The sequence below is a fragment of the Facklamia sp. P13055 genome (genome assembly GCF_050409445.1).
GTDB lineage: Bacteria > Bacillota > Bacilli > Lactobacillales > Aerococcaceae > Facklamia.
In genome coordinates this window covers 102,653-117,331 of sequence record NZ_JBNUPL010000004.1, presented here as the reverse complement: position 1 = coordinate 117,331, position 14,679 = coordinate 102,653, and the positions used below count along the sequence as shown (strand labels likewise).

The following is a 14,679-nucleotide window of genomic DNA, read 5'->3' as shown; positions in this document are numbered from 1 at the left end:
AAATATTTATAAGTATAATAAGTAAAGGTTTATACTGAAGTTAATATAGTAAATTTTAAAAAAGTTATCAGTGAGTATTTTGATAATTTTAAACTAAAAAAAACGGATGGTAAATAATGGGTGTAGTTAAGAATAAAGAAGTTACTTTTGTTAAGTTTATATCGACTTTTTTTACATATGTAGTCTGTTATTTTAGTTCAAAATACTTCTTTATTTAATTCAGTTGGATAGACGACTTTTTATCATAAAATAATAATCTCTTCAAATTCAAGTGAAATGTATTTGAAGAGACTGTTTTGTGTTTTTAGTTACTATTTGCTTTCAGTCCAAAGGTAAAAGTTTTTACAAGTTTGTAGAAGACATCGACACATATTTATCCATTTCTCCAATTCAATAAAGTAGTTCTATTTTGAAAAAAGTAAAAGACATAAGCAACTAAATATGTAAAACAATAACTATTCAGATGGATGGACTTATTGGAGTATATAAAGACGATTACTTTACATTAAATATAGAAAATAATTACAAAACAGTTCATTTTTGTAATTATTTTCTTAATCAAAACTGATTGGTGAGAAGAATTTTAAATTAAATTGTTTAAAACTATACAGTGTTAATGAATAAGATACGGTCTTATCTTTTTACATTAAAATAATCACATAAATTTTTATAATTAGTTTTACATAAGCGTAATTAAAATGAATATATATACATAACCAAGTATTTTTAAAACTACATATTTTTTAAGCCAAAATTAAATGCCACTTCAGCTCCCGTTACATCTGCTATATAGGTGTCCTTTTGAGCAATGGCTTCTGTTAAAACCACTCGATCTTCGCTAGCTTTAATACTTTGTTTTATTTCTTGAGCAGTCATCGTTTTGATATCGGATGCGTTAGCACTAATTAATTTCTTTTTCATAATAGGTCCTTTCTAAACTTGATGTTGAATAAATTTTAAAATACTCATTATTATTTAGCAAACCATTACACACTAATTGCACTAAAAATTAAAATTCAAAATGAGCCAGCTATAAGTTTTATATCTCCACAGCTTGGAAAATGAAAATATGGAAGGTTTAGACCCTATATTATTAGAACTTCAATTTATTATAGCGTTTGATGGAATAGATAAATATCTTAAAGTAGGTAAAACGATCAGCCAGAGGACGACATTTGTGGGAATAAATTTAATTATGAATTTATTTTGAATCTTATGAGATAAAATTTAAGAAATACTTTATTTCAATTGTAATACTTCAAATTTTTGCTATAATAAATTTATACTTTATTAGTTTACTAATAAAAATATCGATACGTTTAAATTGAATTATACTTTTCGAAAGGTTAACTTAAAGGAGGATATTTGAATGAAAAAAGCAATTAGTAGTTTGCTTGTAGGGGCGATCGCTTTATCTGTGTATGCTTCAAATACTTCAGTAGAAAATGTTGCAGCAGATGAGAATACACCAACGACAAGTGAATTTCTGAATGAAGAGGAGACTCTTAACCCATTCATTGGGGTTTGGACGAATGAAGAGGGGAATGAGATCGCACTGACAGCACAAAAAATGCTCCTTGATGGAAAAGTCTATAAAGTTGAGACCCTGGAAATTGATGACAGCGAAGCTGTGAAAGTGGCTTCGATTGAGTTTGAAGAGTCTGAAGAGTTGGAAAGTCAAGAGATGACCTATTCTTCAACAGCTGACCAATTAAGTTACATGGGAAGTGATTATGAGCGAGAAGTTAATGCAAATATTGTCAATTATGTGAAGGACAAATTGAGCACTTTAGAGCCAGTTAATTTGGAACAATTGTTGGAAGTGGATGAGAATTACTTAATGGCAGCTTATGATCAAGCTCAAGTAGACTTTGATGAGGAAAAAGATCAAGTCCATGCCATTTACCTCGCTTTATCTCAAGATTATGCTGAATTAGAACTTTTGACAGAAGAAGACTATGAAGCTTATTTAGTTTTAGCAGAAGATTTAGAGGATACGACTTATACGTTTGCAGAATTGAATAAAGCCCTTCCGCGAACTATTTTAGAAAACTACCGTCAATTAAAAGAAGATGAAGAAAAAGATGAAACGATGGTTAAAGATCAACTCAAAAAGAGGATTGATGAAGCCATTAAAGCTTATGAGGAACGAAAAGCTGAGTCATCAGAAGTTTATTTAGAAGATTATGAATGGCCAGAAAAAGAAGAAGTAACCACTGCTGATAATAAAGCAGCTAATAATAAAGTAGCTGATAAGACCCAGGATGATCCGCATTTGCTCAAAGAGTCCGAATATGAAGTTCGTGATGGTCAGTTTAGCCAAGAGGAAGCTTATACTATTTTAGTAAAAGTGACTGGATTACCTGTTGATTATAATACTGGCTATGCAATTGCTGGGGGATATACATTTCCTGTCGATGGAACCGATTACTTTGTGGCGGCAGATGGTGAAATCAGTACCAGTGGCACTGTTTTCAATCGTAATGAGGAAACGCGTTTAGCAAGAGTAAAAGAAGCCTCACCAACTGTCCCGGATTATATGCCGGATTGGTTTGATCGTTATCCGGAGAATGCAGTCATTAAACCTTTTGATCCCGATATTGCTTATAATTATTTATTGGGTAAAGAGGACTTCCCAGCCGATGCTTATATGTTTGACTTCGAGTTCAATGATGATGGTTCTTATACTTTGACCATTGCATCAAAAGATAAGATAGTTGATCCAAATACATCGGAAAAAGAGGCTATTATCGATGTATTTGTTGTATATGCCGATGGGACATATTATAAAAAATAGAGATTTCAAAAATATAAATATATGTAAATAAATTAATGAATAGAAGGAGCAGTTGACTATATAGTTATCTGCTCTTTTTATCTCTTTAGCAATAGTAAAGGAGTAGCAGTATCTATGGATAAAAAGAATATTTAGTACGGACTTTCTCTCGGACTAAGAGAAAAGACTATGAGAACTATATTTTGAATGCGGTATGGCAACAAATGAACTATCCGCAACTTCGACCAGTCACTCAGCAATATGTGAAAAATGGTAAGAATGAATATTATTTAATGGATCTTTATTTTCCTCAACTCAATATTGGATCGGTATATGGGTAATTTTCAATTGATCAGTCGGACAGAGGATTATATAGAAAGAAACTATCGCAAAGTGAGCGATCATATCTATGTGGATTATGATAGTAGACTAGTTTCTATCAATCCCTTCAATTAGAAAGTTCAGTGAATCTATGAATAATAAAATCAAAGAACTAAGAATTAAGAAGGGTTGGTCTCAAGCCCAACTTGCGGATAAGTGCAATGTTACCAGACAAACAATTAATGCAATTGAAAATAACAAATACGATCCGAGTCTACAACTTGCTTTTAATATGGCAAAGCATTTAGATACAATGGTTGATGAACTTTTTATTAGTGATCAGTAGATTTCTGGAAATTGATGCAGCATATAGATAACTGTTACATTAATTCCATAATCATTCGTATATAAGAATGAGTTTTGTGAATGCTCCTAGCTTTATTTGTGGAAACTTAATGGTAGCGATTCATTGACTTTTTATTAAAAAATAAAAATGGTGTCAATGAATCGAATGGCTCCATCGACACCATAAATTTTAGAGGTGTTCAATCAGTCGGAGAGGATAGAAATAATAATAAAGTATTTTAGATAAGATTAAGAACTTTCTAAAAATAGCTAAGAACTTTTTCTTAGCTATTTTTGAAATCCACTTAAATTCATTCGTGTTCTTTATTAAAAGAAATCTTGACTTAACTGAGAATAATATCGAACAGCTTTAAGCGCATTGTGCCATCCATTCAGTTTTTTAAAGCGATCGGTTTGACTCATATTTGGTTGGAAAACTTCGTTCTCGGATACTAAAGCTCTCAATTCATCTAAATCCTTCCAGTAACCCACAGCTAATCCAGCCAGATATGCAGCACCTAAACCGGTTGTTTCTAAACGTTCAACGCGTTCAACTGTTTTATTAAGAATATCGGCTTGAAATTGGATGAGTAAGTTATTTTGAGCAAGGCCACCATCAACATGTAAAACATCCAGCGCAATTCCAGTATCTGATTCCATTAAATCAATAATGTCATAGACTTGGTAAGCTAATGATTCAAAAGTAGCAAGGATAAGTTCCCTTTTAGTCGTATAGTCATCCATGCCTAAAATAGCCCCTCTGACATTCGTTTCCCAATAAGGAGCTTCAATTCCTTTAAAAGTTGGAAGAAAATAGACGGAAGACTTTGGATTTGCCATGAGAGCCAGCTTTTCTGAATCTTCAATCGTTTCAAATAATTCTAAACCGTCTTTTAACCATTCAATGGCACTTCCAGAAATTAAAGCAGCCCCTTCTAAAGCATAATTAATTTGACCATCGATCGAATAGGCAATGGTTGTAAGTAAATGATTGTTTGATAATTTGGCTTCAGTCCCGGTATTCATAACAATAAATGTCCCTTGACCATAAGTACTTTTAACTTGTCCAGATTGAAAAGCAAGTTGACCAACTAAAGAAGCCTGCTGATTTCCAGCTACCCCTGTAATGGGTATTTTTACTCCATGGAAAAGATCAGAACTTGTTTCGCCATAGTAATGAGAGCTAGGATAAACATTGGGTAACATTGCTTTTGGAATATTAAAAAGCTTAAGCAATTCATTATCCCATTCTAAACGATGAATATTAAAGAGCATGGTTCTTGAAGCATTCGTATGGTCAGTGATATGTAACTTTCCTTTAGTTAATTTCCAAACAATCCAACTATCGATGGTCCCAAAAAGCAATGCTCCTTTTTCAGCATCAACCTGCGCTCCAGTATGATAATCTAAAATCCAACGAATCTTACTGGCTGAGAAATAGGGACTCATAACCAGTCCGGTGGTTTTATGAATATATTCTTCATTTTTACTGGATCTCAATTGATTAATTGTAGCTAATGATTGGTTAGAACTCCAAACAATGGCATTATATATCGGCTCACCTGTTATCTTGTTCCAAACAACAGTTGTTTCACGTTGATTCGTTAGTCCAAGTGCTTTGATTTGAGAGTAATTAACCCCAGATTTTTGGATAACTTCTTCAATAACATGACATACAGTTTCCCAAATAACATTCGGATCGTGTTCTACCCATCCAGTTTGTGGGATAATTTGTTGGAATTTTCGACTCGCAGTTCCAATATAATTTCCTTTGCGATCAATAATAAAAGCACGTGTCGTCGTTGTTCCTTGATCAATTGATAATATATATTCTGCCATTACTTATCCTTTCCTTTCCCTGATAAAATAGTAGTGTGTTCATTCGATTTGCTTCGACAGTTTACAAGCTTTACGAGCATCGCATGGTAGTGTTTACTATTTGGTTCACAATTTTCTAAGACCCAATGATAGAGGCTTTCAGAGAGACCATAGCTATAAAAATCTGTAGCTGTTTGAATCATTTGCTTTTTTTCTAACGAAAGAAACTGCTCTTTGAAATAATCATCTACTAATTGTTTGATTATTTTTTTAATGGAGTAAATAAAATATTCTTTAAAAGAATCTAATTTTATATCGAGGAAGATTTTTCGATAATATTTATTGTTTGATTCAAGATAAGTTAATAGTTGCCATAAGATTTCTTCCCAATTTTGCCAATCCATTATTGATTGAATGGATTGGTAGAGTTCATGCGAAAAAATCCAGGTAACTAAATCATATTTGTCATCAAAATAATCATAGAAAGTTTGACGACGAAAATCTGCTTGTTTCATTATATCGGTGATTGAAATTTTATCCCTTTCTTTTTTTAGTGTTAATTCTCGAAATGATTGAGCGATGATTTCTTGTGTATCTGTTTTTTCTTTCATCCAGGCAAACTCCTTTTATTAAAAATAAAACAGTATTTGATAGTATCAGTATACGACAGAGCAAATCTGAAACCAAACGGACAGACGAAGGTTTTTGTCTGTTGAATTGATAGCGCTTACTTGTTACCATTAATTTAGTGGAGAAGAAGAAGCTTAAAAGATACAGGAGGAATAAGAATGAGAAAAGCATTTATTAGTCCAAGTAAGTATGTACAAGGTGAAGATGAATTATTGAATTTAGGATTTTATATTCAGTCTTTAGGTGAATCTGCCCTCGTTATAGGAAATAAAGCAGATATTGATCGTGTACAAGACAAACTGGATCAAACAGCTGAAACCTATAAGGTTCAATTACATCGAGGAGATTTTGGTGGCGAAGCCACACGCGAAGAAGTCGAACGATTGAAAAAATTAGCAAAAGAAAAAGGCACTGATGTTATTGTAGGATTGGGGGGAGGAAAAGCGATCGATACGTCCAAAGTTGTAGCGGAAGGACAGAATATTATTATTTGCCCGACGATTGCAGCGCAAGATGCGCCCACGAGTCACTCTGCTGTCTTATATACGGCCGATCATCAATTTGATGATTATGCTTACTTTAGCAAAAACCCAGATGTTGTTTTGATGGATACTACCGTTATTGCACAGGCACCGAGTCGATTCCTAGTAGCTGGTATGGGCGATACTTTGGCAACTTATTATGAAGCTCGAGCGACTCGTCAATCCAATTCAAATGTGAATGCTGGTTTGCCAAATGGTTATCGTACTGGGGCTACAGGACCTGCTAAAGGAACAATTGCAGCCATGACACTAGCTGAAAAAAGTTTAAAAGTGGTTCTAGAAAAAGGATACGATGCAAAAATTGCGGCTGATCAGAACGTTGTTACACAAGCTTTAGAAGATATCGTAGAAGCAAACACCTTATTATCTGGCTTAGGCTTTGAATCGGGAGGATTAGCAGCTGCTCATGCAATATACAACGGCTTAACTGTTTTAGAAGGGCCAGGAAATTATTACCATGGGGAACAAGTTGCTTTTACAACCTTTGTTCAATTAGTGCTCGAAGACGCACCAAAATCAGAAGTCGAAGAATTATTAGACTTTAATATTTCTGTTGGGTTACCAGTATCTCTAGCGGACTTAGATGTCGAAGAAGTTAATTACCAAGAAATTCTAAAAGTAGCTAAAAAAGCATGTATCCCAGAAGAATCTATTCATTCAATGCCTTTTGAAATCACAGAAGAAGCCGTTGCAAATGCAATTATTGCAGCGGATGCGATGGGTCGCGATTATAAAGCAAGAAAACAAGCAAAATAAATTTAAAAAAGGTAGGAATCTAGCGTGATTAAAAAAATAATAAATAAACCAGAAAATATTGTGGATGAGATGATTAATGGAATGGTACAAAGTCATTCAAAATTGCTTAAAAGAATTCCTGAAACAGGAATTATTCAACGAACTTTAGAAAAAACCGGGAAAGTGGCTATTATTTCTGGTGGAGGAAGCGGACATGAACCTGCACATGCTGGATTTGTTGGAAGAGGAATGTTATCAGCAGCTGTTTGTGGGGCAGTCTTTACTTCTCCAACGCCCGATCAAATTTTACAAGCAATTAAAGAAGCGGATGAGGGGGCAGGTGTCTTTCTCGTTATAAAGAACTATTCAGGGGATATTATGAACTTTGAGATGGCTCAGGAATTAGCTGAGATGGAAGGAATAAAAGTAGAGAGTGTCGTAGTTGATGATGACATTGCTGTCGAAGATAGTCTCTACACCCAGGGAAAACGTGGCGTTGCAGGAACGGTCTTTGTTCACAAAATATTAGGGTATGCTGCTGAACAAGGGCAAACCATTGAAGAGATTAAAAAATTAGCGGAAAATCTTATCCCAAATATAAAAACGATTGGAGTCGCATTAACAGGGGTCACTACCCCCGGGAGCGATGAAGCAAGTTTTACCTTAGCGGATGATGAAATCGAGTATGGCGTAGGTATTCATGGCGAACCGGGATATCGACGAGAAAAATTGCAGAGTTCACAGGATTTATCCCAAGAATTACTTACAAAATTACTAAAAGAGTTTGATGCCAAAGCCAATGATCGCTTCGCAATAATCGTGAATGGTTTAGGTGGAACGCCATTAATGGAACAATATGTATTTGCAAATGATGTGCAAAGGATAATGAAAGAAAAGAATCTGACGATTGCGTTTTCGAAAGTAGGTAATTTAATGACTTCGTTAGATATGCAAGGTTTATCCTTAACTTTGCTTCGCTTAGATGAAGCATTCTATTTGAAAGCTATTGAAGCACCAGTTGATACCATTAATTGGTAAGATTATTTTATAAAATGAAAGGGTGAATCTTTTAAATGAATCTAGAGACTGGAATTCGTTGGATGGAATTATTCAATGAAAAAATTCAAAACGAAAAAGACTATTTAACACAACTAGACACACCTATTGGCGATAGTGACCATGGAAATAATATGTCTCGTGGCATGACCCATGTAATTAAAGCGATTGAAGACGAAAACCCAAAAACGTTGAATGAATTGCTTCAATTAATGATGAAAAATATGCTAAGTAAAGTTGGTGGAGCCTCTGGGCCACTATATGGGTCAGCCTTTATGGGCATGATGAAAGCTGAATCGGCAGCTGAAGACTGGGCAAGTGTTTTAAAAGCTGGGTTAGAAACGATTCAAAAGCGTGGAAAAGCAGAACAAGGCGACAAAACAATGGTAGATTTATGGATAGCTGTTGTAGAAGCAGTTGAGACTCATCAATTAACCCACGAATTAATTGATGAAGCAGTGGAAGCAACGCAACCATTAAAAGCTAAAAAAGGACGAGCCTCTTATGTGGGAGATCGATCTATTGGCCATATTGATCCAGGAGCTTACTCCTCAGGCTTATTATTTCACGCAATGCTAGAAGCGGAGGCAGAATAATGAAAAAAACCGGAATTGTGATTGTTTCACATGTTCATGAGATTGCGGAAGGAATTCATCGTTTGATTCAACAAGCAGCAGCAGATGTTGATGTGCAAGTAGTAGGCGGTATTGATCAAAACGAAATAGGGACGAACTTTGATACCGCTTTAGCAGCCATCAATAAAAACACAGCTGAAAATTTATTGGCTTTTTATGATCTAGGTAGTGCAAAAATGAATCTAGAAATGGCTATGGAAATGAGTGATAAAACAATCAAAATATATGATGTTCCAGTCGTAGAAGGAGCATATACCGCTGCAACTTTATTACAAGCCGGTGTCGATCAAGAAAATATCGAGGCACAACTAGAAGAAATGCATATGGTAAAATAACGGATATATTCTATTTATTTGTAAAGAAAATCATCAGTAGCTTAAAATGTTTTCCCTAGATTGCTAAATACTTGGAGAAAACAGTGAGGGTTTAACTTTAATGGCAGCACCGTGCTAAAAACTCTAGCCGCATCCTAAAGAGTAGGAGAGCTAGAGTTTTTCAATTATTTTTTTAAAGAACTGGTCCTATCTATTTTTTAAATTAGTGAGATTTTTATTACACATAGTTTGCGAATATTACAAGAATTGATATTTGGATTATATTTAAAGACCCCTAAAGTTGATTTGAATTCAACTTCAGAGGCCTTTTTATGCTTTAATAAAACTAACTTAAATCCTCCCGGTTATAGAGCTGATGCGCTTTATAGCTATCTAGAATCCGTTTAGCTTGAGGCGCTAATAAAAGGAGAGCAATCATGTTTGGAAAGACCATCAGCCCGTTAAAGAAGTCTGACATGGTCCAAACAAAGTCGATTTTCTTAGTGAGTGATGATCCTAAAACGATAAAGAAAATGACGATAATACGATAAGGTAAAAGCCCTTTTTTACCAAATAAGTAACGAATATTGGTTTCTCCAAAATAGTACCAACCTACAATAGTGGTAAAGGCAAAAAAGGTTAAACAAAGAGCTAGAAAGGATGTACCTAACGTACCAAAAGCGGAAGAAAAAGCTTCTTGCGTGACTAAAGCCCCCTCTAACCCTTTTTCATGAGCGCCGGTAACGAGAATTACCATTGCAGTAGCGGTTCCAACAACGAGCGTATCAATGACAACACCAACAATCGCTACTAAACCTTGTTCAGCAGGATGTTTTACGTTGGCCACTGCGTGGGCATGTGGTGTAGAACCCATACCTGCTTCGTTTGAGAAGAGACCCCTTGCGACCCCGTATCGAATGGCTTGTTTAACGGTGACACCAATCGCTCCACCCATCATAGATGTAGGTTTAAAAGCTTCCACAAAAATCGATTTAAAAGCAGGACCGACTTGATCTTTATAGAGAACCATTACGACGATGACGCCGATAATATATAAAGCAGCCATGAATGGCACAACTAATTCGGCAAAGTTAGCAATTCGTTTCATACCACCCATAAAAACTAAAGCAGCTGCAATTGCTATCAAAACACCAACGATAATTGGGTTAATACCGGTAGCCTCATTGACAGCGGCAGATATCGAGTTTGATTGCACTAAGTTCCCAATAAATCCTAAGCCAATAATAATTGCTACTGAGAAGAAGCCGGCTAAGAATTTGCCTAAGGTTTTTTGTTTTATCCCTTTACTGATATAAAAGGCAGGCCCTCCCACAAAGTTATCATCACGCACTTCACGATATTTCTGAGCTAAAACGGCCTCGCCAAAAATTGTAGCCATGCCAGCAAAAGCAGACATCCACATCCAGAAAATAGCACCAGGTCCTCCTGCCATAATAGCTGTAGCAATCCCAGCAACATTACCTGTTCCGACTTGAGCAGCAATGGCTGTTGCTAGGGCTTGGAATGAAGACATGGTACCGGCTTCTTCTTTTTCCTTTTTACCAAAAACGCCGCCAAAAGTCTCTTTAAACGCTGTTCCAAAATAACGAAATTGCGGAAAGCCAAGATAAAAAGTATAAAAAATACCGACCGCTATAAGAATATACAAAAGAACACTGGACCACATTAAATCACTCAAATGAGTGATATTTTTCACAAAATAACTGACTAAAGAATTCATCTCTTCCCCTCCTAAATTTTTATTTAACTAAATTGTATGATAAAAGGGTATAGCAAGTCAATGATTTTTATGAAAACGAAACCATTTTTTTCGAATTAAAAAAAATTAGCAAAAATTCAAATGAAATAAAAGTGTTTTTGTGAAAGATTGATCAATTGACAAAGCTTACTTCAGCAAGCCTAATTGCAATTTTAGGGTAGCGTAACGAAATAAAAAGTGAATAAAATAGGAAAGAAACAGTACTTAACAATTAAACTGTATATCTATTTGAATTTAAACAAAGAATGGGTCTGTTTTGCTAAAACTACTCCACAAAATAATAATCCACTAAGGGACAAGTCACTACCTAATCTAAGAAAAAACACACTAATCCATTGCAGTGGCCATAATTTAAAAGATCGAATCAAAAGCCCAAGGTCATCATAACGCTCCTATTAATGGCTGGTTCTATCGATAAGTCATTCTATTTTTAACTTCTCAATTTGAATCTAAGCTGATTTACTATAAAATGATTGCGCATCTGTTTGATTTAACAATTATTTATGTCTAACTTTAGAGCGTATGGGAACGAGTTTTGTCAAAACGAAAAGCAAACATTATCACTTGTGGACACGAATAAGAATTGAGCCTTGGACCCATTAATTGAAACTTACTTTTATCAGTGCTATAATTATTTAAATATAAATAGAAAGAAGGATTTAAAATGTTAAAGAATTTAAAAAAGGCCACAAAAATCAGCAAATCATCTGGTTTATTCCTCGGAGGAGCTCTATTTGGAACACTAGGGTTAAAAGTTTTAACGAGTAAAAAAGCTAAAGAAACTTATGCTCATGTAATCGCAAAATCTTACCAATTAAAAGATGAGCTTGATGCGAATGTATCAACAATTAAACAACATACTGATGACGTTTTGTCAGATGCTCAAGAAATTTATCTTGCCCAAAAACAGCAAGAGCAAGCCGATAGCATTGAGGATATAGCAGGCGCTAATGAAGTTTAAAATTTGTCATCAAAACAAAAGTCGAGTAAGAGTTAAGTGTTCTTTTTTACTAACGTTATCCGTTAGAGAAATGATTCAGGAGGAGGCTCAACTCCAACCAGCTATTCAAAAAATAGTTTTTTATCATGATGAAAGGACAATGGCTGTCTTTGTTCATAAAGATTACTCGATGGCACACGCTCTCAAATTTTTAAATGGTTTGAATGAAGATCAAATCATTAGATGTTTACAAGAACCCTATCGCAAAGAAAAGACGCCTTATGCGATTGTTTCGAAGGAACTGAGCCTGTTTGTGCTGAGACGTCTATTTCTACCTCAACCTATTCAGTATCTCTATACCCTTTATTTATCCACTAAATATATAGAAAAAGCGCTTCAATCGTTAGTATCGCAGGATATAAATATGGAAGTTTTAGATGGCGCTGCTATTTTAACTGCCATATTGATTGGACAGCCTAAAACAGCTAGTTCCATTATGTTTATCATGGGATTGGGTGATCAATTAAATGACTGGACCAATAAAAAGTCAATTGCAGATTTGGAAAGCAGTATGAAAGATCCTACTAAAACGGTATGGTTGTTAGACAGTCAAGGGAATAAGCTTGAGCGTAATGCTAAAGAAGTTCAGTTGAATGACATTATAATCGTGTCTGAAGGAAAGGAAATTTTATTTGACGGGGTAGTGGATGCTGGCTCAGCCATGGTCAATGAAAGTTCGCTTACCGGAGAATTTTTCCCTATCCTTAAGCAAGAAGAAGATCAAGTCTTTTCAAATACAGTGATCGAATCGGGAGAATTATCTATTCGCGTTACAAATACCACGTTAAATTACCGTATCCACGAATTGATGTCTCTAATGCGTCAATCAGAAAATCAAAAAGGCACTCAACAAACTAAATATATTGCTCTAGCTGACAATCTGGTTAAGTACAATTTTTTAGGTGTCATTCTTACCTATTTATTCACTGGATCTTTGCGAAGAGCCCTATCGTTTCTATTAGTTGATTTCTCTTGTGCTTTGAAGCTTTCGGTTCCTATTTCTTACTTAACGGCAATTAAAGAAGCAGTTGAGAAGGAAATATTAATTAAAAGTATGGATGTCGTGGAAAAGTATAATGACATCGATCTGTTTGTCTTTGATAAAACCGGGACTTTAACTGTATCCGATCCTAAGGTTTATAAAACCGTCTCTTTTGATGATTATGAAACCGAAGATGTTTTACGAATGGGCGCTTGCTTAGAAGAACACATTCATCATCCATTGGCTAAAGCCGTAGTGAACGAAGCCCAAGAAAAAGCTATTGTCCATGATGAAATGCATGGAAAGCTCCATCATATTGCGTCGCGCGGGATCTTATCAACCATTGATGGAAAAGAAGTAGTCATTGGTAGTTATCTTTTAATGACGGATAAAAAAATTGCTATTTCTGAAGAACAAAAAGCCGTTATTAATAACTATGAACAGCAATACAACCTACTCTATCTTGGTTACAACGGAAGATTAATTGGTCTTTTTCTAATTGATACCCCGCTTCGTCCGCAAGCGGCCAAAGTCATTCAATGGTTACAAAGTAAGGGCAAAGAAGTTGCGCTTCTTACTGGTGATACCAAAGAGCGAACTCAAAATCTTATGAATAATATATCCGTTCAATATTTACAAACAGAAGTGTCACCAAATGATAAATATCAGTTCATTGAAGAACAAAAACGTTCAGGTAAAAAAGTCATGATGCTTGGAGATGGGCTCAATGATTCTGCTGCACTATCGCTTGCAGACATAGGGGCAGTTATGAATGATGCTGCTGATATTTGCAAACAAACAAGTGATCTTGTTTTATCAAATAATCAATTAGAAAGTCTAATGGAATTGGCTGAAATTAGCCATTTATTAGATAAAAGAATAAAGAAAAATGTTAAACAAACCATTGCGATTAATAGTGGGCTCATTTTATTAGGTGTTTTTGATTTATTATCACCAAGTTCCCTATCAATCCTACATAATTTGACAACGACTGGCATAATTTTAAGAAGTATGTCAGGTTTTAAAAGATAAAAGGAATAATCCAGTATTCGCTTTCTCTTAAAAAAGCTGGTAGATTTACTTTGCCTTATCCTAGTTAAACCTGAATATCAATTGTAATGCCTGTTTAATATAAAGCAGCCCTGTATTAAAATGGGGGATTTCTATGAAAGTAAGGTATAAAAATTTATGGATACGTGATGCAGAAATAGCAGATGCTGCCAAACTCTGTCAATGGTGGAATGATGGGGAACTAATGAAATATTTGGGTTTTCCCAATGGATTAGGCAAATCAGTCGAAGAAATCGAAGATAAGATTGAAAATTATACCGATGAAAAAGGTCGGCTCCTACTCATTGAGTATCAAGGTCAATTAATTGGTGAAATGTTTTATGATAACTTGGGGAATCAAGTCACAGAAATACATATAAAGATTTGTGAAGCAATTTATCGCAATAAAGGCCTGGGTCGAATTATTCTGAGTTTATTGATTAAAGAATTATTTAATCAAGGCTATCAAAAAATTATTTTAGATGTTAATCTTCAAAATACTAGGGCCCAACATGTATATGAGCTACTAGGGTTTAAAAAGTTGCGGATTAACGATGACTCATGGGTCGACCAACTTGGTTGTAGCCAATCCAGTGTTGACTATGAGTTAGTGGAAAATGATTTTAGGGATTATGCTACAGATACTAATATAAGTGGGTAAAAAATAATGAAGACCTCAGGGCACTAAATAAGTG

General features: G+C 34.9%; 13 protein-coding genes and 1 pseudogene. 10 read left to right on the top strand and 4 right to left on the bottom strand.

Features of this window, described 5'->3' with window-relative positions:
• Positions 1-732: 732 nt before the first annotated feature.
• Positions 733-921 carry a hypothetical protein gene (locus ACQV2O_RS02965; protein ID WP_428874028.1) on the bottom strand — a complete coding sequence of 63 codons (189 nt, stop codon included), beginning with the start codon at positions 919-921 and terminating at the stop codon, positions 733-735.
• A 448-nt stretch (positions 922-1,369) separates the two neighbouring features.
• Here ACQV2O_RS02965 and ACQV2O_RS02960 point away from each other — a divergent pair, with 448 nt between their 5' ends.
• The 3 genes and pseudogenes from ACQV2O_RS02960 (at position 1,370) to ACQV2O_RS02950 (ending at position 3,443) form a co-directional block, all read left to right on the top strand.
• On the top strand, positions 1,370-2,797 hold the full coding sequence (locus tag ACQV2O_RS02960; protein WP_428874940.1) for a hypothetical protein: 1,428 nt from the start codon (positions 1,370-1,372) through the stop codon (positions 2,795-2,797).
• Positions 2,798-2,934: 137 nt separating this feature from the next.
• Positions 2,935-3,117, top strand: a pseudogene (locus ACQV2O_RS02955) (AbaSI family restriction endonuclease); the annotation flags it as partial.
• A 131-nt stretch (positions 3,118-3,248) separates the two neighbouring features.
• Positions 3,249-3,443: a helix-turn-helix transcriptional regulator gene (locus tag ACQV2O_RS02950; protein WP_428874039.1), complete on the top strand. Its 195-nt coding sequence runs from the start codon at positions 3,249-3,251 to the stop codon at positions 3,441-3,443.
• A 326-nt stretch (positions 3,444-3,769) separates the two neighbouring features.
• Here ACQV2O_RS02950 and glpK read toward each other — a convergent pair whose 3' ends face one another.
• Together glpK and dhaS are read right to left on the bottom strand one after the other, a co-directional pair.
• Entirely contained in the window at positions 3,770-5,281 is a 1,512-nt protein-coding gene (glpK, locus tag ACQV2O_RS02945) for a glycerol kinase GlpK (RefSeq protein WP_428874040.1), read from the bottom strand.
• Positions 5,281-5,871, bottom strand: a complete 591-nt coding sequence (gene dhaS, locus ACQV2O_RS02940) for a dihydroxyacetone kinase transcriptional activator DhaS (RefSeq protein ID WP_428874041.1) — start codon at positions 5,869-5,871, stop codon at positions 5,281-5,283. Before dhaS ends, glpK begins: the two co-directional genes overlap by 1 nt.
• Before the next feature lie 177 nt (positions 5,872-6,048).
• On the opposite strand from dhaS, the gene ACQV2O_RS02935 reads away from it, so the two are divergent.
• From ACQV2O_RS02935 to dhaM, 4 genes are read left to right on the top strand one after another with little or no spacing between them, the layout of a single operon-like run.
• On the top strand, positions 6,049-7,188 hold the full coding sequence (locus ACQV2O_RS02935) for a glycerol dehydrogenase (protein WP_428874043.1): 1,140 nt from the start codon (positions 6,049-6,051) through the stop codon (positions 7,186-7,188).
• 27 nt (positions 7,189-7,215) lie between these two features.
• Positions 7,216-8,205 carry a dihydroxyacetone kinase subunit DhaK gene (gene dhaK / locus ACQV2O_RS02930; protein WP_428874942.1) on the top strand — a complete coding sequence of 330 codons (990 nt, stop codon included), beginning with the start codon at positions 7,216-7,218 and terminating at the stop codon, positions 8,203-8,205.
• A gap of 35 nt (positions 8,206-8,240) precedes the next feature.
• A complete protein-coding gene (dhaL, locus tag ACQV2O_RS02925) occupies positions 8,241-8,819 on the top strand; it encodes a dihydroxyacetone kinase subunit DhaL (RefSeq protein ID WP_428874044.1) in 579 nt (192 codons plus the stop codon).
• Positions 8,819-9,193: a dihydroxyacetone kinase phosphoryl donor subunit DhaM gene (gene dhaM / locus ACQV2O_RS02920; RefSeq protein ID WP_428874939.1), complete on the top strand. Its 375-nt coding sequence runs from the start codon at positions 8,819-8,821 to the stop codon at positions 9,191-9,193. Before dhaL ends, dhaM begins: the two co-directional genes overlap by 1 nt.
• 325 nt (positions 9,194-9,518) lie before the next feature.
• On the opposite strand, the gene ACQV2O_RS02915 is transcribed toward dhaM, so the two are convergent.
• Positions 9,519-10,913 carry an alanine/glycine:cation symporter family protein gene (locus ACQV2O_RS02915; RefSeq protein WP_428874938.1) on the bottom strand — a complete coding sequence of 465 codons (1,395 nt, stop codon included), beginning with the start codon at positions 10,911-10,913 and terminating at the stop codon, positions 9,519-9,521.
• 703 nt (positions 10,914-11,616) lie between these two features.
• Here ACQV2O_RS02915 and ACQV2O_RS02910 point away from each other — a divergent pair.
• The 3 genes from ACQV2O_RS02910 (at position 11,617) to ACQV2O_RS02900 (ending at position 14,645) form a co-directional block, all read left to right on the top strand.
• Positions 11,617-11,913 carry a DUF6110 family protein gene (locus ACQV2O_RS02910; protein ID WP_428874047.1) on the top strand — a complete coding sequence of 99 codons (297 nt, stop codon included), beginning with the start codon at positions 11,617-11,619 and terminating at the stop codon, positions 11,911-11,913.
• A complete protein-coding gene (locus tag ACQV2O_RS02905) occupies positions 11,903-13,966 on the top strand; it encodes a heavy metal translocating P-type ATPase (RefSeq protein WP_428874937.1) in 2,064 nt (687 codons plus the stop codon). Before ACQV2O_RS02910 ends, ACQV2O_RS02905 begins: the two co-directional genes overlap by 11 nt.
• 133 nt (positions 13,967-14,099) lie before the next feature.
• Positions 14,100-14,645, top strand: a complete 546-nt coding sequence (locus tag ACQV2O_RS02900) for a GNAT family N-acetyltransferase (protein WP_428874936.1) — start codon at positions 14,100-14,102, stop codon at positions 14,643-14,645.
• Positions 14,646-14,679 lie beyond the last annotated feature (34 nt).

Bases quoted from the DNA above. Each gene is read 5' to 3' on its own strand.
- ACQV2O_RS02965 (WP_428874028.1), bottom strand. From the start codon at position 921: ATGAAAAAGAAATTAATTAGTGCTAACGCATCCGATATCAAAACGATG.
- ACQV2O_RS02960 (WP_428874940.1), top strand. From the start codon at position 1,370: ATGAAAAAAGCAATTAGTAGTTTGCTTGTAGGGGCGATCGCTTTATCT.
- ACQV2O_RS02950 (WP_428874039.1), top strand. From the start codon at position 3,249: ATGAATAATAAAATCAAAGAACTAAGAATTAAGAAGGGTTGGTCTCAA.
- glpK (WP_428874040.1), bottom strand. From the start codon at position 5,281: ATGGCAGAATATATATTATCAATTGATCAAGGAACAACGACGACACGT.
- dhaS (WP_428874041.1), bottom strand. From the start codon at position 5,871: ATGAAAGAAAAAACAGATACACAAGAAATCATCGCTCAATCATTTCGA.
- ACQV2O_RS02935 (WP_428874043.1), top strand. From the start codon at position 6,049: ATGAGAAAAGCATTTATTAGTCCAAGTAAGTATGTACAAGGTGAAGAT.
- dhaL (WP_428874044.1), top strand. From the start codon at position 8,241: ATGAATCTAGAGACTGGAATTCGTTGGATGGAATTATTCAATGAAAAA.
- dhaM (WP_428874939.1), top strand. From the start codon at position 8,819: ATGAAAAAAACCGGAATTGTGATTGTTTCACATGTTCATGAGATTGCG.
- ACQV2O_RS02915 (WP_428874938.1), bottom strand. From the start codon at position 10,913: ATGAATTCTTTAGTCAGTTATTTTGTGAAAAATATCACTCATTTGAGT.
- ACQV2O_RS02910 (WP_428874047.1), top strand. From the start codon at position 11,617: ATGTTAAAGAATTTAAAAAAGGCCACAAAAATCAGCAAATCATCTGGT.
- ACQV2O_RS02905 (WP_428874937.1), top strand. From the start codon at position 11,903: ATGAAGTTTAAAATTTGTCATCAAAACAAAAGTCGAGTAAGAGTTAAG.
- ACQV2O_RS02900 (WP_428874936.1), top strand. From the start codon at position 14,100: ATGAAAGTAAGGTATAAAAATTTATGGATACGTGATGCAGAAATAGCA.